Source organism: Streptomyces lancefieldiae, from assembly GCF_031845825.1.
Classification (GTDB): domain Bacteria; phylum Actinomycetota; class Actinomycetes; order Streptomycetales; family Streptomycetaceae; genus Streptomyces; species Streptomyces lancefieldiae.
This window is the reverse complement of the sequence record NZ_JAVRFH010000031.1, coordinates 63,921-82,822: the sequence shown is the minus strand read 5'-3', so window position 1 is coordinate 82,822 and position 18,902 is coordinate 63,921. Positions and strand designations below refer to the sequence as shown.

At 70.5% G+C, this 18,902-nt stretch carries 16 protein-coding genes and 1 pseudogene; 7 read left to right on the top strand and 10 right to left on the bottom strand.

Annotation, left to right across the window (positions count from 1 at the left end; translation table 11 throughout):
* The first annotated feature begins 52 nt into the window (after nucleotides 1–52).
* Complete coding sequence (locus RM812_RS26475; protein WP_311576929.1) at nucleotides 53–766, top strand: helix-turn-helix domain-containing protein; 714 nt, start codon at nucleotides 53–55, stop codon at nucleotides 764–766.
* Between the two features lie 63 nt (nucleotides 767–829).
* Here RM812_RS26475 and RM812_RS26470 read toward each other — a convergent pair whose 3' ends face one another.
* Nucleotides 830–1,855 (bottom strand): ATP-dependent 6-phosphofructokinase, encoded by a 1,026-nt coding sequence (locus tag RM812_RS26470; RefSeq protein WP_311576927.1) that lies wholly within the window; start codon nucleotides 1,853–1,855, stop codon nucleotides 830–832.
* A gap of 298 nt (nucleotides 1,856–2,153) precedes the next feature.
* On the opposite strand from RM812_RS26470, the gene pta reads away from it, so the two are divergent.
* The 3 genes from pta to pyk all read left to right on the top strand — a co-directional run bounded on the left by pta (nucleotide 2,154) and on the right by pyk (nucleotide 6,962).
* Nucleotides 2,154–4,247 carry a phosphate acetyltransferase gene (gene pta / locus RM812_RS26465; RefSeq protein ID WP_311576924.1) on the top strand — a complete coding sequence of 698 codons (2,094 nt, stop codon included), beginning with the start codon at nucleotides 2,154–2,156 and terminating at the stop codon, nucleotides 4,245–4,247.
* The gene (locus tag RM812_RS26460) at nucleotides 4,244–5,458 is read left to right on the top strand and encodes an acetate kinase (RefSeq protein ID WP_311576921.1); all 1,215 of its coding nucleotides are present in this window, start codon (nucleotides 4,244–4,246) and stop codon (nucleotides 5,456–5,458) included. The genes pta and RM812_RS26460 overlap by 4 nt, the downstream gene beginning before the upstream one ends.
* A gap of 73 nt (nucleotides 5,459–5,531) precedes the next feature.
* Nucleotides 5,532–6,962: a pyruvate kinase gene (pyk, locus tag RM812_RS26455; RefSeq protein ID WP_311576918.1), complete on the top strand. Its 1,431-nt coding sequence runs from the start codon at nucleotides 5,532–5,534 to the stop codon at nucleotides 6,960–6,962.
* A gap of 112 nt (nucleotides 6,963–7,074) precedes the next feature.
* Here pyk and RM812_RS26450 read toward each other — a convergent pair whose 3' ends face one another.
* The 4 genes from RM812_RS26450 to RM812_RS26435 all read right to left on the bottom strand — a co-directional run bounded on the left by RM812_RS26450 (nucleotide 7,075) and on the right by RM812_RS26435 (nucleotide 11,416).
* Nucleotides 7,075–8,331 carry a hypothetical protein gene (locus RM812_RS26450; protein WP_311576916.1) on the bottom strand — a complete coding sequence of 419 codons (1,257 nt, stop codon included), beginning with the start codon at nucleotides 8,329–8,331 and terminating at the stop codon, nucleotides 7,075–7,077.
* A 73-nt stretch (nucleotides 8,332–8,404) separates the two neighbouring features.
* Nucleotides 8,405–8,986, bottom strand: a complete 582-nt coding sequence (locus RM812_RS26445) for a DUF6114 domain-containing protein (RefSeq protein ID WP_311576913.1) — start codon at nucleotides 8,984–8,986, stop codon at nucleotides 8,405–8,407.
* A gap of 164 nt (nucleotides 8,987–9,150) precedes the next feature.
* On the bottom strand, nucleotides 9,151–9,789 hold the full coding sequence (locus RM812_RS26440; RefSeq protein ID WP_311576909.1) for a DUF6230 family protein: 639 nt from the start codon (nucleotides 9,787–9,789) through the stop codon (nucleotides 9,151–9,153).
* Between the two features lie 649 nt (nucleotides 9,790–10,438).
* Entirely contained in the window at nucleotides 10,439–11,416 is a 978-nt protein-coding gene (locus RM812_RS26435) for a tetratricopeptide repeat protein (protein WP_311576906.1), read from the bottom strand.
* A 236-nt stretch (nucleotides 11,417–11,652) separates the two neighbouring features.
* Here RM812_RS26435 and RM812_RS26430 point away from each other — a divergent pair, with 236 nt between their 5' ends.
* Nucleotides 11,653–12,300, top strand: a complete 648-nt coding sequence (locus tag RM812_RS26430) for a TetR/AcrR family transcriptional regulator (RefSeq protein WP_311576903.1) — start codon at nucleotides 11,653–11,655, stop codon at nucleotides 12,298–12,300.
* A gap of 138 nt (nucleotides 12,301–12,438) precedes the next feature.
* On the opposite strand, the gene RM812_RS26425 is transcribed toward RM812_RS26430, so the two are convergent.
* The 3 genes from RM812_RS26425 to RM812_RS26415 form a co-directional block, all read right to left on the bottom strand.
* Nucleotides 12,439–14,139 carry an acyl-CoA mutase large subunit family protein gene (locus RM812_RS26425; protein ID WP_311576900.1) on the bottom strand — a complete coding sequence of 567 codons (1,701 nt, stop codon included), beginning with the start codon at nucleotides 14,137–14,139 and terminating at the stop codon, nucleotides 12,439–12,441.
* An 81-nt stretch (nucleotides 14,140–14,220) separates the two neighbouring features.
* Nucleotides 14,221–14,562, bottom strand: a complete 342-nt coding sequence (locus RM812_RS26420; protein ID WP_311576898.1) for a DUF3817 domain-containing protein — start codon at nucleotides 14,560–14,562, stop codon at nucleotides 14,221–14,223.
* An 85-nt stretch (nucleotides 14,563–14,647) separates the two neighbouring features.
* The gene (locus tag RM812_RS26415) at nucleotides 14,648–15,235 is read right to left on the bottom strand and encodes a TetR/AcrR family transcriptional regulator (RefSeq protein WP_311576896.1); all 588 of its coding nucleotides are present in this window, start codon (nucleotides 15,233–15,235) and stop codon (nucleotides 14,648–14,650) included.
* An 83-nt stretch (nucleotides 15,236–15,318) separates the two neighbouring features.
* Between RM812_RS26415 and RM812_RS26410 the strand changes: the two genes are divergently transcribed.
* Complete coding sequence (locus tag RM812_RS26410) at nucleotides 15,319–16,122, top strand: SDR family NAD(P)-dependent oxidoreductase (protein WP_311576893.1); 804 nt, start codon at nucleotides 15,319–15,321, stop codon at nucleotides 16,120–16,122.
* A 386-nt stretch (nucleotides 16,123–16,508) separates the two neighbouring features.
* Here RM812_RS26410 and RM812_RS26405 read toward each other — a convergent pair whose 3' ends face one another.
* Both RM812_RS26405 and RM812_RS26400 read right to left on the bottom strand, forming a co-directional pair.
* Nucleotides 16,509–17,018: a MarR family winged helix-turn-helix transcriptional regulator gene (locus RM812_RS26405; protein ID WP_311576886.1), complete on the bottom strand. Its 510-nt coding sequence runs from the start codon at nucleotides 17,016–17,018 to the stop codon at nucleotides 16,509–16,511.
* A gap of 77 nt (nucleotides 17,019–17,095) precedes the next feature.
* Nucleotides 17,096–17,248: pseudogene (locus RM812_RS26400) on the bottom strand (thiamine-binding protein); the annotation flags it as partial.
* Between the two features lie 15 nt (nucleotides 17,249–17,263).
* Between RM812_RS26400 and RM812_RS26395 the strand changes: the two are divergent.
* Complete coding sequence (locus tag RM812_RS26395; RefSeq protein ID WP_311576883.1) at nucleotides 17,264–18,769, top strand: recombinase family protein; 1,506 nt, start codon at nucleotides 17,264–17,266, stop codon at nucleotides 18,767–18,769.
* Nucleotides 18,770–18,902: the final 133 nt, after the last annotated feature.

Below are 18,902 nucleotides of genomic sequence, written 5' to 3'. Positions count from 1 at the left end.
TCCGTATCGCAGGCCGAACAGCCCGTAGTCAGCACCGCCCCCGCCCCCTACGGTGTGGCGCGTGCGCCGACCCTCATCCCACCCGAACCAGTCGGGTCCCCCGTTCAACGCCCTGGCCGCCCGCCGGCTCCGCGCCGCCCTCACCATGGGGCCCGAGCACGTCGCCCACGGCATGCGGGTGTCGTACGGGCTGCCGTATGTCACCGCCGACCTCGTCCGCGCCTGGGAGCGGGGGACGACCTCCCCCGGGAGCCATGAGCTGACCGCGCTCGCGGGGGTGCTGTGGTGCTCGCCCGGTGAGCTGATCGGCCGGCCGCAGACCCTGCGCGAGCACCGCGTCGCCCGCGGTCTGGCGCCGGAGGACGTGGCGCGGGCCGTCGGGGTCGCGCTCCAGGCCTACCTGCGGATGGAGGAGACGGACGGCTGGCGCGGCACCGACCGCCAGTCGGCCGCGCTCGCCGACGTGCTCGGCCTGACCCTGCCCGACTTCGTGACCGTCACGGGACGCGACGGGAAGCTCGCCGAGCTGCTGTCGAGCGCCGTGACCACGCGCTGGCAGGGGTACGCGCGCCCGATCGCCAAGGTGGCCCCGCTGGACCGGCGAGTCCTGGAGAACGTCCTCCAGGTGCTGCACCAGGACTACCAGGGGCGCATGGCCGCCACCCTCGGCTGGGGCGGCGGCAGCGGCGACTCCGGCGCGGCGGGCCGCGACTTCCTCGACCGGATCGTGGAGCACTTCTGGGCGGCGGTCGAGAGACACCCGTAGGTGTTGCGGGTGTTGCAGGCGTTGTGGGTGTTGTGGGTGTTGTGGGTGTTGTCCGGAAGCGGTCTAGAAGACCGACTCCGCCTCGTCCATGCGGTCCTTCGGCACCGTCTTCAGCTCGGTGACGGCCTCCGCGAGCGGGACCATCACGACGTCCGTGCCGCGCAGCGCGGTCATCCGGCCGAACTCACCCCGGTGCGCGGCCTCCACCGCGTGCCAGCCGAAGCGGGTGGCGAGCACCCGGTCGTACGCGGTCGGCACGCCGCCGCGCTGGACGTGGCCGAGGATGACCGGCTTGGCCTCCTTGCCGAGCCTGCGCTCCAGCTCGTACGCGAGGGCCGTGCCGATGCCCTGGAAGCGCTCGTGGCCGAACTTGTCGATCGCGCCCTTGCCGTAGTCCATGGTGCCGTCCGCGGGGTGGGCGCCCTCGGCGACGCAGACCACGGCGAACTTCTTGCCGCGGGCGAAGCGCTCCTCGACCATCTTGACCAGGTCGGCGGGGTCGAAGGGGCGCTCGGGCAGGCAGATGCCGTGGGCGCCGGCGGCCATGCCGGACTCCAGGGCGATCCAGCCGGCGTGCCGGCCCATCACCTCGACGACCATGACCCGCTGGTGGGACTCGGCGGTGGTCTTCAGCCGGTCCATCGCCTCGGTCGCCACGCCGACGGCGGTGTCGAAGCCGAAGGTGCGGTCCGTGGAGGAGATGTCGTTGTCGATCGTCTTCGGCACGCCGACCACCGGGAGGCCCGCGTCCGACAGCATCCGGGCGGCGGTCAGGGTGCCCTCGCCGCCGATCGGGATCAGCGCGTCGATGCCGAAGTTCTGGATCATGTCCGAGGCGTTCTCGCAGGCCTCGCGGAGCCGGTCGCGCTCCAGACGGGAGGAGCCGAGGATGGTGCCGCCGCGGGCCAGGATGCCGCTGACCGCGTTCAGGTCGAGGGAGCGGTAACGGCCGTCCAGGAGGCCCGCGTAGCCGTCCTCGAAGCCGATGACCTCGTCGTCGTAGTTGTCGACCGCTCGGTGCACGACCGACCGGATCACTGCGTTCAGGCCGGGGCAGTCGCCGCCTGCGGTGAGAACTCCGATACGCATCGTGCTGTGTCTCCTGCTCGCTGTTGACACCGGTGAGCCAGGTCCGATTCTTTCACGTCCCCCAACGGGATGCCGCTTCCGTCCGGTCGGTACCTCAGTGACCTTCGAGTACGACTCACTGACGGGCGCCTTATCTATAGGGAGAGGTATTGTCAAGAGGGTTTCGCTCACCCCGGTGGGTGATTCCTGTGCACGGGACAGCCGCCGCCAGACGAACGGCCGTACGGCGGCCACACGCATGACCGCACGACGACCACACGAACGGCCACACGAACGCCCTACGAAACGGAGAACACGCGTGACGCGCAGCGTGTACGTGACCGGCATCGACCGCGGCGACGGCCGCCAGGTCGTCGAGCTGGGGGTCATGGAGCTCCTGACCCGGCAGGTCGACCGGGTCGGCGTCTTCCGTCCCCTGGTCCACGACGGGCCCGACCGGCTCTTCGAGCTGCTGCGCGCCCGCTACCGGCTCACGCAGGACCCGGCGACCGTCTACGGCATGGACTACCGCGAGGCCTCCGCGCTCCAGGCCGAACAGGGCACGGACGAGCTGCTGTCCGCGCTGGTCGACCGCTTCCACCTGGTCGCACGCGACTACGACGTGGTCCTCGTCCTCGGCACCGACTTCGCCGACACCCAGCTCCCGGACGAGCTGTCGCTGAACGCGCGGCTGGCCAACGAGTTCGGCGCCTCGGTGATCCCGGTGGTGGGCGGGCGGAAGCAGACCGCCGAGTCGGTGCTCGCCGAGACCGTCAACGCCTTCCGCGCCTACGACGGGCTGGGCTGCGACGTCCTGGCCATGGTGACCAACCGGGTCGCCCGCGAGGACCGGGACCAGATCGCCGAGCGGCTCGCGAACCGGCTGCCGGTGCCGTGCTGGGTCGTCCCCGACGAGCCCGCCCTGTCGGCGCCGACCGTCTCCCAGATCGCGCACTCCCTCGGCGCCAAGGTGGTCCTCGGCGACGACTCGGGGCTGGCCCGCGACGCGCTGGACTTCGTCTTCGGCGGGGCCATGCTGCCCAACCTGCTGGGCGCCCTGACCCCGGGCTGCCTGGTGATCACCCCCGGTGACCGCGCCGACCTGGTGATCGGCACGCTGGCCGCGCACAGCGCCGGCACCCCGCCGATAGCCGGCGTCCTGCTGACCCTGAACGAGGTGCCCGGCGACGGCATCCTCACCCTCGCCGCCCGCCTCGCCCCGGGCACGCCGGTGCTCTCGGTGACCGGCAACAGCTTCCCCACCGCCGAGCAGCTGTTCTCCCTGGAGGGCAAGCTGAACGCGGCCACCCCGCGCAAGGCGGAGACGGCTCTCGGCCTCTTCGAGCGGTACGTCGACACCGCCGACCTCAACAAGCGGGTCTCGGCACCGAGCAGCGACCGGGTCACGCCGATGATGTTCGAGCACAAGCTGCTGGAGCAGGCCCGCTCCGACCTGCGCCGGGTCGTGCTCCCGGAGGGCACCGAGGAGCGGGTGCTGCACGCGGCGGAGGTGCTGCTGCGCCGGGGCGTGTGCGAGCTGACGCTGCTCGGCCCGGTGGAGCAGATCCGCAAGAAGGCCGCCGACCTGGGCATCGATCTGGGCGCCGCCCAGCTGATCGACCCGGCGGTGTCCGAGCTGCGCGACTCCTTCGCCGAGAAGTACGCCGCCCTGCGCGCCCACAAGGGCGTGACCGTGGAGCTGGCCTACGACGTCGTCTCCGACGTCAACTACTTCGGCACGCTGATGGTGCAGGAGGGGCTGGCCGACGGCATGGTGTCGGGGTCCGTGCACTCGACGGCGGCGACGATCCGGCCGGCCTTCGAGATCATCAAGACCAAGCCGGACGCCTCGATCGTCTCCTCCGTCTTCTTCATGTGCCTGGCCGACAAGGTCCTGGTCTACGGCGACTGCGCGGTCAACCCGGACCCGAACGCCGAGCAGCTCGCCGACATCGCGACCCAGTCGGCGTCCACGGCGGCGCAGTTCGGGGTGGATCCGCGGATCGCGATGCTGTCGTACTCGACGGGCACGTCCGGGTCGGGCGCCGACGTCGAGAAGGTGCGCGAGGCTACGGAGATCGTCCGCTCCCACCGGCCCGACCTGCGCGTCGAGGGACCGATCCAGTACGACGCCGCCGTGGAGCCGTCGGTCGCGGCGACCAAGCTGCCCGGCTCCGCGGTCGCCGGCCAGGCCAGCGTGCTGATCTTCCCCGACCTGAACACCGGCAACAACACGTACAAGGCCGTGCAGCGCTCGGCCGGCGCCATCGCCGTGGGCCCGGTCCTCCAGGGGCTGCGCAAGCCGGTCAACGACCTGTCCCGGGGCGCCCTCGTCCAGGACATCGTCAACACCGTCGCCATCACGGCGATCCAGGCCCAGCAGTCCCCCAGTGAGAAGGCGTCCGACCAGTGAGCCCGACCCGCGTCCTCGTCCTCAACTCCGGTTCCTCGTCGGTGAAGTACCAGCTGCTCGACATGCGCGACCACCACCGGCTCGCGGTGGGCCTGGTCGAGCGGATCGGCGAGGAGAGCTCACGGCTCAAGCACACGCCGACGGGTGGTGCGACGCGTGAGTGGAGCGGGTCCGTCCCCGACCACGACGCCGCGCTCAAGGCGGTGGCGGCCGAGCTGGCCAAGGACGGCCTCGGCCTGGACTCGCCCGAGCTGGCCGCGATCGGGCACCGGGTGGTGCACGGCGGGAAGCGCTTCACCGAGCCGACCGTCGTCGACGACGCCGTGCTCGCCGAGATCGAGCGGCTCATCCCGGTCGCGCCGCTGCACAACCCCGCCAACCTCACCGGCATCCGCACCGCGCAGGCGCTGCGCCCGGACCTGCCGCAGGTCGCCGTCTTCGACACCGCCTTCCACTCGACGATGCCGGAGTCCGCCGCCCGCTACGCCATCGACGTCGAGACCGCCGACGCGCACCGCGTCCGGCGCTACGGGTTCCACGGCACCTCGCACGCGTACGTCTCCCGCGAGACCGCGAAGCTGCTGGGCAAGGCGCCCGAGGACGTGAACGTCATCGTGCTGCACCTGGGCAACGGGGCGTCGGCCTCGGCGGTGCGGGGCGGGCGGTGCGTGGACACCTCCATGGGGCTGACGCCTTTGGAGGGGCTCGTGATGGGTACGCGCTCGGGAGACATGGACCCGGCCGTCATCTTCCATTTGATGCGTGTTGGTGGAATGTCCGCCGACGAGATCGACACTCTCCTCAACAAGAGGAGCGGTCTGATCGGACTGTGCGGCGACAACGACATGCGGGAGATCCGCCGCCGTGTGGACGCCGGCGACGAGCGGGCACGGCTGGCGTTCGACATCTACATTCACCGGCTGAAGAAGTACATCGGCGCCTATTTCGCCGTCCTCGGGCGGGTGGACGCGGTGGCCTTCACGGCCGGGGTCGGCGAGAACTCGGCGTCGGTGCGGGAGGCTGCCGTGGCGGGCCTGGAGGGGCTCGGCCTCGCGGTCGACGGCGAGCTGAACGCCGTACGCGGCGACGAGGCGCGGCTGATTTCGCCCGCGGACGCCCGGGTGGCGGTGGCCGTGGTGCCGACGGACGAGGAAATGGAGATCGCGACCCAGACCTACGCACTCGTAAATGATTCGGGGAATCTCACCTGAGCGGCATCCCGCCCTTTTGTATTTTCCGCCAGACGGAATATTCCGCAGCGAAACAAACCGTTAGGATCGCCCCATGCGCCGTTCGAAAATCGTCTGTACTCTCGGCCCCGCGGTCGACTCCCACGAGCAGCTCGTCGCGCTGATCGAAGCCGGCATGAACGTGGCCCGCTTCAACTTCAGCCACGGCACCCACGCCGAGCACCAGGGTCGTTACGACCGGGTCCGGGCCGCCGCCAAGGAGACCGGCCGGGCCATCGGTGTCCTCGCCGACCTGCAGGGCCCGAAGATCCGCCTGGAGACCTTCGCCGAGGGTCCCGTCGAGCTGGTGCGGGGTGACGAGTTCACCATCACCACCGAGGACGTGCCGGGCGACAGGACGATCTGCGGCACGACGTACAAGGGCCTGCCCGGCGACGTGACCAAGGGCGACCAGGTGCTCATCAACGACGGCAACGTCGAGCTGAAGGTCACCGAGGTCGAGGGCCCCCGGGTGCGGACGATCGTCATCGAGGGCGGCGTCATCTCCGACCACAAGGGCATCAACCTGCCCGGCGCGGCGGTCAACGTGCCCGCGCTGTCCGAGAAGGACGTCGAGGACCTCCGCTTCGCGCTGCGCATGGGCTGCGACCTGGTCGCCCTCTCCTTCGTCCGGGACGCCAAGGACGTCGCCGACGTGCACCGCGTGATGGACGAGGAGGGCCGCCGCGTCCCCGTGATCGCCAAGGTGGAGAAGCCGCAGGCGGTCGAGAACATGGAGGACGTCGTCGCGGCCTTCGACGCCGTCATGGTCGCCCGTGGCGACCTGGCCGTCGAGTACCCGCTCGAGAAGGTCCCCATGGTGCAGAAGCGCCTGATCGAGCTGTGCCGGCGCAACGCCAAGCCGGTGATCGTGGCGACCCAGATGATGGAGTCGATGATCACCAACTCGCGCCCGACCCGCGCCGAGGCCTCCGACGTGGCCAACGCGATCCTGGACGGCGCGGACGCGGTCATGCTGTCGGCCGAGTCGTCGGTGGGCGCGTACCCGATCGAGACCGTCAAGACGATGTCGAAGATCGTCACCGCCGCCGAGCAGGAGCTGCTCTCCAAGGGCCTGCAGCCGCTGGTGCCGGGCAAGAAGCCGCGTACGCAGGGCGGTTCGGTGGCCCGTGCCGCCGCCGAGATCGCCGACTTCCTCGGCGGCAAGGGCCTGGTGGCCTTCACCCAGTCCGGCGACACGGCCCGTCGGCTCTCCCGCTACCGCGCGGCCCAGCCGATCCTCGCCTTCACCACCGACGAGTCCACCCGCAACCAGCTGGCGCTCAGCTGGGGTGTGGAGCCGCACGTGGTGCCGTTCGTGAACTCGACCGACGAGATGGTCGACCTGGTGGACCAGGAGACGATGCGCCTGGGCCGGTTCAACGACGGCGACGTCGTGGTCATCACCGCCGGTTCGCCCCCCGGCGTCCCCGGCACCACCAACATGGTCCGTGTGCACCACCTGGGCGAGACGCGGCGCGGCTGACGCCCCCCCCCGCGGCCGGACACACGGCCGCCGTACGGCGCCGAGGGCGCCCCCTGTCGCAGGGGGCGCCCTCGGCGTGTGTCGCGGCTCCCGAACGGGCCTGTGGGCGGGCTCAGCCGGTGACGTACTGGTGCAGCCCGGGGATGTGCAGGGTACCGCCGAACTGTCCGGCCTGGACCACCGTCACCTTCGTGAAGTAGATCAACGGGATGTCCAGCGGCGGCGGGTGCTCCGGGTCGAAGGTGATCGGGATCAGCCCGAGCAGGTTGCCCGAGATGCTCTCGGTGTACATCACCGTGTCGCCGTCGGTGATCGTGGACGTCGAGCCCTTGGCCGCCTGTACGTGGTACGTCTTGCCGGACGGCTCGTCCTTCACCGTCTGGTGCAGGTCGCCGATGTCGGTGCCGTGGGAAATGACGTACTTCAGCACCTTCTTGGTGGTGCCGTTGGCCGTCCTCACCTCGACGATCCCCTTGTAGGAGGCGCCCTTCAGCGTCAGTGAGCTGGCGTTGAGCTGCCAGGGTCGGTCGGGCAGCAGGATGGCGTTGTCCACGCCGCCCACCGCGTCCGTGGCGATCGGGCAGTCCTCGGGGTCCGCGGACGCGCTCTCGGACGGGTCGGGGGAGGCGGTGGCCTCGTCGCCCGCCTCCTTCTCCTCCTTCGCCTCCTCGACGGCCTTCCTCGTCGCCTCCGCCGCCTTCTCGACCGTCTCCTCGGTGTCCTCGGCCGCGCCGGTCGTGTCCTCCACGGTGTCCTCGACCGTGTCGGTGACCTTCCCGGTCGTGTCCTTCAGGGGGCCGGAGGCGCTCTCGGACGCCGATGCCGAGGGGGTCGGCGCGGGGCTCTCCCCGGTCTTCCCGCCGCCGGTGAGGATGCCCTCGAGGGCGTCGCCGAGGCCGTCGAGCAGGCCGCCGCCCTTGCTCTCCGACGGCGAGGGGGCCGCCGACTCGCCGCCGGCGCCGGACGCCGTCTCCCGGCTCTGCGCCTCCTTCGAGGCGGAGGGGGCGGGGTCGGCCTCGTCGTCGGAACCTGAATCCGGCGAAGAGGACGAACCCCCGTCCTGGTCCGTGTCGTCGGCGTCGCCGCCCGCGGTGCCGGAGCCGTCCGAGGAGGCGGACGGGTCCGGCTCCTGGGCGCCGTCCTCGCCCTCCCCGGGCGCCTCGGACGCCGACGGACCGGGAGACTCGGAGGACTTCTCCTCGGCCTCCTCCAGGGCGGCCACGCAGGCCTTGTACTCCTCGGCCGTGAGGCTGTTGGCCGGCGGTGCCCCGTCGTTGCCGTCGGCGAGCGCGAGTGTCGGCGTGAACCCCATCCCCATGAGGACCGCCGTCGGCATCGCCGCCAGGGCTATGGCCTTGCCCCCCGGCATGTGGAGTCTCGTGAAGAGCGGCTTCTTCGGTGCCGCGTGACGCGGCCCTGTTCTCACACGGTCGCGGGCCTCGTCAGCCGACACGGTACCCCCCGGTGCGCTCCGCGGCCCGGGGACCGTCCGCCTCCCCGTCGCCGGCCTCGTACGACGTGTGCGGGAATCCCCGCGCGGCGTCGGCGCCCCGCGGAAGATCCTCCGCGGCCCCTTCTCCCGCGGGCCCGTCGGAGGTGTCCGGCTTCCCGGTGTCCTCGGGCTTCTCCCGGCCCGGCACCCAGGAGACGCCGAGCGCGCCGCCGATCATCGCCAGCAGGAAGCCGATCAGGAAGCCGCCGATGTTGGAGACCACCAGGGACACCAGGGCGAGGAGGATCGCCGCGACACCCGCGAAGATGCGCGTCGCCGACTGGAACCACATCGTCAGCCCCAGCGTGATGAGCAGCACGCCGATGATCAGCGAGCCCGCGCCGGCGGTCGTCGCCATGGCGATCGACATGTTGCCCAGCTTGAGCGTGGCGTAGGGGAAGTAGGCGATGGGCACCCCGCCCAGCAGGGTCAGCAGACCCGCCCAGAACGGCCGGCTGCCCCGCCAGGCGCGGAATCGCAGACGCAGCCGGGTGAAGTTCCCGGCGCTCTGGACCGGAGTCTCGGCACTCATGAAAAAACAGCTCCCTGGTCCGTCGAACGTAGGTATCGGCTCGGCTCGGCCTAGGCATGGAGAAGCCGGGGTGGGCTGAGTCCGGGGGTGTGGGGGCGGGGAGGCGCCCCCCCGCCCCTCCTCGGCCGCTCAGCGGACCGAGGTCACCTCGGTGACGGGGACCGTCAGAAACACTCCATCTTGGGGTCCATGCCGAGGCGCATGTTCAGGCCGCTGAGCTTGAAGGTGCCGGCCGAGGTCGCCCACGCCGTCTGCTCGACGCCCCTGAGGTCCGCCTTCCTCGCCTGCTGGGCGAAGGCGCCCTGCTTGACGTCGTCCTTCACGTCCGGACCGCGGGTCAGGTCCCCGGCCGCCACACCGATGTCGATGTCCTCGAAGGTGGCGTCGGCCTTCAACTGAGCGACATCGATGTAGAGGTTCGTGGCCTCCACCTTGTGGCGCTCGTCAGGACCCGCCTCGAGACGGAGGTAGACCGACTTCCCTATGAGGGGAATCTCCGTCTTCACCGACTGGCACATCTTGGTGATCTTGGCGGTGTCGAACGAGGAGATCGCCACCGGGCGAGGGACCTTCTTGCCACCCTCGATCGACTCGTAGACCATCTCCATGCCGCCGTACTGGGCGAAGCCCTCGCCCTCGAGGCGTTCGGCCTTCACCTTGAACTGCTGGCCGGACACGCTGAACGACGCCGCGAGGGCGCCCTGGGCCAGTCCGATACCCACGGCCGCCGTGGCGGCCACGCTGGGCACCATCACCAAGGCGAACCGCTTCCATCTGGTCCCGCCACGCACCTGGGACTCCATATTTCCTCCTTCTCGGACGTACATCTCCTGGCCTCGGCCCGCCCCCGGATCGGCGGCTCGGCCTGGCAGGGATGGGAGAAGTGCTACGTCCTCGGGAAGGAGAGCGCCCGCGCTCGGCGGCACGTACACGCGCCCGAATCACCGGCGATCACCCCCGAGCGACAACCACTGGTCGCGCCTGACACGCATCACGCACAACCCTGCTGGACAGGCTTCGCCGCGTGGGCGAAGACCCCCCTGCCCAAGAGCCGGCTCCACTGCCGCCGGCTCTGCTCGGTGGGGACCCAGGAAGCCCCGCGACCCGACTGGCTTTCGGGGAACGGGAATGGACCGAGCGTCGCCGATCGTGGTGCATTCTCGCCGCCGACACAAGGGGGTTCGTTACTGGCTAGTAACGGCCGGATCACCACGGCGCGACACACCGGTCCCGAACGGCGACGCTGGGTGTGCCCCAAGGGCGGAACAAAAGTACTGATCGTCGGACAGAGTCCGACAGATCGACGCCATCGACTTACTGGCAGTAACAGCGGCCGCGATTACCAAGCTTTGGTAAAGCGCGGCCGCACTGACGTATCGTCGACAGCTCCTTCACACGGGCATCACCCGCCGGCCGGTCACCGACCGGCCGGCCGAAGGGGCCGAAACCGGCTCAGAACAACGCGCGGGCGAGCGCCCTGCGGGCCGTGGCCACCCGCGGATCGTCCGCGCCGACCACCTCGAACAGCTCCAGCAGCCGCAGGCGTACGGCGTCCCGGTCGTCCCCCGCCGTGACGCGCACCGTGTCGATGAGGCGCCCGAAGGCGTCCTCCACGTGACCGCCCACCAGATCCAGGTCGGCGGCGGCGATCTGCGCCTGGGCGTCGCCCGGCTTGTCGGCCGCGTCCTGACGGACCCGCTGCGGGTCGGCGTTCTGCACGCGCTGGAGCAACTCGGCCTGCGCCAGCCCCAGTTTGGCCTCGGTGTTACCGGGGTCGTCGGCCAGCACGTTCTTGTACGCCTGGACGGCGCCGGCCAGATCGCCCGCGTCCAGCGCCCGCACGGCGGCCTCGAGCGCCGCGTCGTGCGGCCCGGCGGGACGCTCGGGAGCGGCGGCGGGCCGGGCGCCCGGGTCCGCCTCGGGGTCGACGGCGAGACCGGTCAGCCCGAAGCGCTCCTCGGCGACCTGGACCAACTGGTCCAGGGTCTGGCGGATCTGCGCCTCGCCGGCGGCTCCCTGGAAGAGCGGCAGTGCCTGGCCGGCGACGACCGCGAACACGGCCGGGATGCCCTGCACGCCGAACTGCTGCATCAGCATCTGGTTGGCGTCGACGTCGATCTTGGCGAGGAGGAAGCGCCCGTTGTACTCGACGGCGAGCCGCTCCAGGACCGGGCTCAACTGCTTGCAGGGCTCACACCACTCGGCCCAGAAGTCGATGACGACCGGGACCTCGGTGGACCGCTGCAGGACATCGCTCTCGAAGCCGGCCTCGTCGACGTCGATGACGAGATCGGCCGGGGAGACGGCCCCCGTCCCGCCGTGCCGGGCCGCCTCGGCGCGCGCCTGCTCCGCCTTCGCCTTGGCCTCCTGGGCCGCCTTCACCGCGGCGAGGTCGACGACCCCGCTCATGGACATGTTCCGTGGCTGCATGGGTCTATCCTCCCCCGTACTCCGCGCGTGCGTGAAAAGCGGGTCGAAAGCCCGCCCTGAAGTGTTCGGTTGGCGCCGGGTCCCCACCCCGCGCCGGTGGTCGTCGCTCGGGCACGGACGGACCCGTGCTTTCGCTACGACCCGTAGCGTAATGCCAGGACGGGCCGCCGGAACAGGCCGCTCCAGTGATCTCCCTCACGGCCGCCCGCGGGTTACCCGCCGGTTAAGGTCGGGGGATGCAGAGCAGTACCCCCGCCGGCCGCGCCGGGCGCGCCGGCCGCCCGCGCAGCGCCGCGGCCAACGCCGCGATCCTGGCCGCGACGCGGGCGGCGCTGGTCGACCTGGGCTGGTCGAAGCTCACCCTGGGAGACGTGGCAACGCGTGCCGGGGTTGCCAAGACCACGCTCTATCGTCGCTGGGCGGGCAAGAACGAACTGGTGGTCGACGCGGTCGCCGAGCTCTTCGACGAGCTCGAACTGCCCGACCGCGGTTGCCTGGCCGCCGACATCGAGGGCGTGGTGCTCCAGTTCGCGGCGATCCTGGCCCGCCCGGAGGCCAAGAGCGGCCTGATGGCGGTGGTCGCCGAGTCCACCCGCGACGACGCGCTGCGCGAGCGCATCCGCACGTCGATCGTCGAGCGGCAGAAGCGGCTGGTGCTGGAGGGCAGGTCCCGCGCCCAGGACAGGGGTGAGCTGCCGCCCGAGCCGGATGCCGCGGAGGCGGCCCGCACGGTGGACCTGATCTTCGACGTGGTCGCGGGCGCGGTGGTGCACCGCACGCTGGTCAGCGCGGAGGCCGCGGACGAGGAGTGGGTGCGCGGCTTCATCCGCGTCCTGCTGACGGGCCTGGCCGGCACGGAGGAGGACCAGGCCGGTCCCGGGTGAGGCCCGTCCCCACTCCACGGTGCGCCGAGCGGCCCCACGCCCCTGCCGACCGCACACACGGCCCCCGGCCTCGTAGGACCCGCTCCCGGGCCGGAACCGTGATCCGGGCATCCGGGCATCCGGGCACCCGGGCCCCGGTCAGAAGCCCGGCGGCTCCGTGTACACCCCCCACTCCTCACGCAGCACCCCGCAGATCTCGCCGAGCGTCGCCTCGGCGCGTACGGCGTCCAGCATCGGCTCGATCATGTTGCCGCCGGAGCGGGCCGCGGCGAGCATGCCGTCCAGCGCCGTGCGTACGGCCGCGTCGTCGCGGGCGGCCCTGCGCTCGCCCAGGACCCGCACCTGCTCGCGCTCGACCTCGTGGCTGACCCGCAGGATCTCCAGGTCGCCGGTGACCGAGCCGGTGTGGACGTTGACGCCGACGACCTTCTTGTCGTCCTTCTCCAGGGCCTGCTGGTAGCGGAAGGCGGACTCGGCTATCTCGCCGGTGAACCAGCCCTCCTCGATGCCGCGCAGGATGCCGGAGGTGACCGGCCCGATGGGGTGCCGCCCGTCGGGGTGGGCGCGCAGCCCGCGCTCCTTGATCTGCTCGAAGATCTTCTCCGCGTCCGCCTCGATCCGGTCCGTCAGCTGCTCGACGAACCAGGAACCGCCCAGCGGGTCGGCGACGTTGGCGACGCCGGTCTCCTCCATCAGCACCTGCTGGGTGCGCAGGGCGATCTCCGCCGCCTGCTCGCTGGGCAGCGCGAGGGTCTCGTCCAGGGCGTTGGTGTGCAGGGAGTTCGTCCCGCCGAGCACCGCCGCCAGCGCCTCCACGGCCGTACGGACCACGTTGTTGTACGGCTGCTGGGCGGTGAGCGAGACGCCGGCGGTCTGCGTGTGGAAGCGCAGCCACTGCGCCTTGTCGGACCGCGCGCCGTACACGTCCCGCATCCAGCGGGCCCAGATGCGCCGGGCCGCGCGGAACTTGGCGATCTCCTCGAAGAAGTCGACGTGCGCGTCGAAGAAGAAGGACAGGCCGGGCGCGAAGACGTCCACGTCCAGCCCGCGGGAGAGCCCCAGCTCCACGTACCCGAAGCCGTCCGCCAGCGTGTACGCCAGCTCCTGCGCGGCCGTCGCCCCGGCCTCGCGGATGTGGTAGCCGGAGACGGAGAGCGGCTTGTAGTCGGGGATGCCGGCCGCGCAGTACTCCATCAGGTCGCCGATCAGGCGCAGGTGCGGCTCGGGCTGGAAGAGCCACTCCTTCTGGGCGATGTACTCCTTGAAGATGTCGGTCTGGAGCGTGCCGTTCAGGACGGACGCGTCGACACCCTGCCGTTCTGCGGCGACCAGGTACATGCAGAACACGGGCACGGCGGGCCCGCTGATCGTCATGGAGGTCGTCACGTCACCGAGCGGGATGTCCTGGAACAGCACCTCCATGTCGGCGGCCGAGTCGATGGCCACGCCGCAGTGACCGACCTCGCCGAGCGAGCGCGGGTCGTCGGAGTCTCGGCCCATCAGCGTCGGCATGTCGAAGGCGACCGAGAGCCCGCCGCCGCCGTTGCGGAGGATCATCTTGTAGCGCTCGTTGGTCTGCTCCGCGTTGCCGAACCCGGCGAACTGCCGGATGGTCCACGTGCGCCCCCGGTAGCCGGTCGGATGCAGGCCGCGGGTGAAGGGGTACTCCCCCGGCCAGCCGATCCGCTCGAAGCCCTCGTAGGCGTCCCCGGGCCGGGGTCCGTACACCGGCTCCACAGGGTCACCGGAGAGCGTGGTGAAGTCCGCGTCGCGCTTGCGCGCCGCGTCGTACCGGGCCTGCCAGCGAAGGCGGCCCTCCTCTATGGCGTCAGCGTCCATACCCTCGAATTTACTAGGACGTCCAAGTAAATGTCGATGGGAGACCGCCGTACGGGTCTCCGTACGGCGGCGGCAGGCTGCCTACGCCTTGGCGACCGCGGGCGCGTTCTCGGCCGCGACCTTGGCGTCCAGCTCCTGGCTGACCTTGCGCTCCACGAAGAACGCGGCCGTCGGAATGGTCCCGGCCAGCAGCACCCACAGCTGCTTGCTGACCTTCCACTTCGCCTTGGCGCCCAGGTCGAAGGCGAAGACGAGGTAGACGACGTACAGCCAGCCGTGCGCGATGCTGACGATGCGGGTGAAGTCGGCGGCACCGTCCATGTCCAGCAGATACTTGGCGATCATGCCGAGGCAGAGCACGATCAGCAGCACACCGGTGACGTACGCCATGACCCGGTAGCGGGTCAGCACGCTCTTTTTCATGCGTACGAGCGTAACCGTCCGTTTCGCGCGATCTTGCGGCGACCCCGGCGACACGCTCAGTCCCTTTGTGCCGGGGGTATGTGCCTCACCCTTGGCCCCGTACCGCCCCGAGGCACTGGTCGTAGAGGTCTGCCAGGTCGAGCCGTCCGTCATGTCCGGCCCAGAGTTCGGTCGCCGTGTCGGCGCAGGCGAAGACCGTCGCGACGATCGCCCTGGCCTGCGTGTCGGGGGCGGGGCGACCCGGGCCGTTGCCCAGCCGCGCCCGGATGACGGGGACGAGTTCGGCCTGCCAGCTCAGCCGCTTCTCGATGTAGCGGGCACGCAGCGAGGGTGTGTCGAAGATGAGGCGGGACAGCTCCAACGCACGCTCAGGGGTGTGGTTGGCGGTCAGAACGACCTCGAATCCGGCGCGCAGGGCATCCCAGGCGGACATCTCCGCCGGTTGCTGCTCGACGGTCCGTTTCAGCAGGTTGCCCAGCGCCTCCTGGTCCCCGCAGACCAGGTCCTCCTTGGTTCCGAAGTAGCGGAACAGGGAGCGCTGCGAGATCCCCGCCTCCCGCGCGATCTGCGCGATCGTCGTCTGCTCGTAGCCCTGCTCGGCGAACAGACGTACCGCCGTATCCAGGATCGCCTGGACGGCGACCTGCCGCGAACGCTCCCACAAGGTCGTCATGGACGTCAGGCTACCCCCCTGGACAGCGGACGCCTACTTGGCATTAACTGCCAGGAGGACAGCGACTGAAAGAAGGAACGTCCATGCCAGCCGTCGACTACCAAGGACAAACCACCCTGATCACCGGGGCCAGCGCGGGCCTCGGAGCCGAGTTCGCCCGCCAACTCGCCGCCCGCGGCTCCGACCTGGTGCTGGTCGCCCGCCGCAGGGAACGCCTGGAGACGCTGGCCACCGAGCTGCGCGAACACCATCGAGTCCAGGTGCACGTGGTGGAGATGGACCTGGCCACGGACCAGCCCGGGCAGGCGCTGGCCGCCCGGATGACCCAGCTCGGCCTGAACGTCACGAGCGTGATCAACAACGCCGGGTTCGCCACCTTCGGCCCCTTCCACCAGGCGGACCCCGTACGGCTGCGCCGGGAGATCGCGGTCGACGTGACCGCGGTGGCCGACATCAGCCGCGCCTTCATCGACCAACTGCGTACGGCGGGCCGCGGGGTCCTGGTCAACGTGGCGAGCATGGCCGCCTACCAGCCCAACCCGCGCATGGCGCTCTACGGGGCGACCAAGGCGTTCGTCCTCAGCCTCACCGAGGCTCTGTGGGAGGAGTCACGCGGTACCGGTCTGCGGGTGCTGGCCCTGTCCCCCGGCGCGACCCGGACAGAGTTCTTCGACGTCGTGGGCACCACCCGGGCCGCCGGAGGGACCCGGCTCGCCTCGCCCGTCGACGTCGTCCGCACCGCGCTGGCCACCCTGGACCGCAGGAACCCACCGCCCAGCGTCATCGCAGGCCGCATGAACCGGGTGATGGCCTTCCTCGCCCGCCGCCTGGCCACCCGGCGGCAGGTCATCCGGGCCGTCGGCCGGCTCACCGCCGAGGGGGCGTGACGAGGGGCGGCAGGGCCGTGGTGACTCCCGCACTCATCGACATCGACCGGGGGAAACCGCCGATCGGGGATCGCCCGCGGGGACCAGTACGCCGGTGAGGTGTCCTGACGCCCAGTTCTGATCACGTGAGGCCGAACAGGGCGGACGGTCGGCGGGCGTCGCGGGCGTCATGCCGCCGTGCGGAGGCGATGTCCGCGGGGCGGAGGCCGCGTTGGCGGCAGGGCGTGACCCTGCGGACGTCGCAGCGGTGTTCGCGGCATCGCCGGAGGCGGTGGACGGCTGGTGGGGGAAGTGGCAGGCCGGCGGCCTGGAGGCGCCGGCAATCGCCCGCCCCGGTGGCGACGAATCGACACGTCCGTCGACGATGTGTCCGGCGGAGTCGCCCCTCACTCCTCCGCGAAATCCCCCGCGGCGACCCGCAGCGGCCTGAGCATCGCGAAGATCTCGCCGCACTCCTCGGCGTCGTACGCGCCCAGGCCGAAGTCCATCGCCATCAGGTCGCGGGTGGCCGACTCGACGACCTCGCGGCCCTTGTCGGTGATGGTGGCGAGCGTGCCGCGGCCGTCGTTGGGGTTGGGTCGCTTGGCGACGAGGCCGGACCGCACCAGCCGGTCGACCGTGTTCGTCACCGAGGTGGGGTGCACCATGAGCCGCTCGCCGATCTTGGACATCGGCAGTTCGCCCGACTTGGAGAAGGTGAGCAGCACCAGTGCCTCGTAGCGCGCGAACGTCAGCCCGTACGGCTTGACCACGGCGTCGACCTCGGCCAGCAGGATCTGGTGCGCCCGCATGATCGAGGTGATCGCGCCCATGGAGGGGACGCTTCCCCAGCGCTGCTTCCAGAGTTCGTCGGCACGGGCGATGGGGTCGAAGGAGAGACTGAGGGGCTTGGGCACGGCACCAGACCTTACCGGCCGGTCATATGCCGGTCAGCCCCGTCTCGCCTTTCGATACCACCACCGTCGCCGCACGGCTACTCGGCGAGGTGCCGCTCCACCGTCTCCACCTTCGACGTGAGGCCGTCCGTCACGCCGGGGCGGATGTCCGCCTTGAGGACCAGGGAGACGCGCGGCGCCCGTGCCTCGACGGCAGCTACGGGCCACAGGACGATGTCCATAACCTCGTCTCACTCTTATGGAACATGGATATCTTGGAGCACATGATGGAACGCCGGGCACCCCTCGCCATCTACCTCCGGCTGTCACGCGAGTCCGACGACAGCGCCAGCCTTCAAACCCAGAGGGATTTCGCTCACCGCTGGTTACTCGCCCACGGGTACGACCCGGTGGACGCCGTTGAATACATCGACGCCGGCGTGTCCGGCTCGAAGCCGCTTGAAGCACGTAAGGGCATGGCCGCCCTGATGGCCGCCCGCCCCGGCGTGATCGTGGCGTGGAAACTGGACCGCTTTGCCAGGTCCGTGTCCGAGTTCCTGCGGCTGGTCGCCTGGGCCGAAGCACATGGCGCGTCGATTGCCACTGCGGACAACGCCATCGACACGACGACTCCGACCGGGCGCATGGTGGCCACGGTCCTGGCCGCGCTTGCCGAGTGGGAGCTCGACGCGATTTCGTCCCGCATCGCCGATGGGCACGCCACCCGCCGGAGTCAAGGCCGTTGGTCTTCAGGCCGCCCCCCGTTCGGCTACCGCATTGAACGGCGGGACGGAGCCGCTTACCTCGCCATTGACGACGACCAGGCCGCGAAGATCCGCAAAGCTGTCGCGGCTCTCGTCAACGGCTCCACGGTGGCCGCCACGGCACGCATGACGGGCCTGTCAGAGCCTCAATGGCGACGGCTCCTGAAGTCGCCCACGCTGCGGGGCCAGCGCGTACACAACGGCGAACTGGTCTGTGAGCCGGACGGCATCACGCCCGTGAAATTCGCGGAAGAGATCTTGTCCGCTGCCGAGTTGCTCAAGGTCCGGGAACGCATGCTGGCTCTGGCCACGGGCCAGGACCGTGCCCCGCGCCGCGCTACGCCCATGTGTTCCGAGATGGCGTCCTGCTACCGATGCTCCGGGAAGTTGAACGGCGGCACGTCGGACAAGGGCGTCCCCCTGTACCGCTGCAAGGCGGGCCACGTCACCATCTACGCGGAGGCGCTGGACAGCCGTGTGGAGGCGGAGTTCCTAACGACCTTCGGCTCCTGCCCAGAGACCGTCATTCGATTGGAAGGCGGCAACGACTTGTCCGCCGAACTACTCGAAGCGCAAGAACAGGCAGAGCGTCTGGCCGCACGCATGGCCACCGCTGGCCCGCTGATGCTGGGGACACTGGAGAGCTTGGCCCAAGACCTCGAAGACACGTACACCCGCCTGAGGGACGCGCATGACCCCGACGTCCGGGAAATCCAGGTGGCCACCGGGCGGACCATGGCGCAGGCCTGGGAGATGTACGACGTACCGGCCCGGTCCCGCCTCCTGGCGGGCATGGGATTGCGGGTGACACTCCACCCGAAGCAACTGGCCGACCGCCTGACCGTAGCCTGGGGACCGACGCCAGAGGAGGCGCCACAGGGGGAGCTGGATGGGCTCGCCTTGAGCGAAATCCCTGTAGCCCTGCCCTCGAGTGCCACTCACGGCCCACCAGACTCCGATCCGGTGGCGGGCCGTTCCCATGCGCGGTCCTGGCCAGGAGGAGCGTGACGCCGAGTGACCGACGCTAGGCGAGGTGGGGTGCACCCCCCGATCGAGCGGCATGCCCCCCGGAATCGTATGACCACTCGGACGCACTACGGGTTCCAGGGGCGCCAGAAGTACGACTCACGTACGAGTGCGG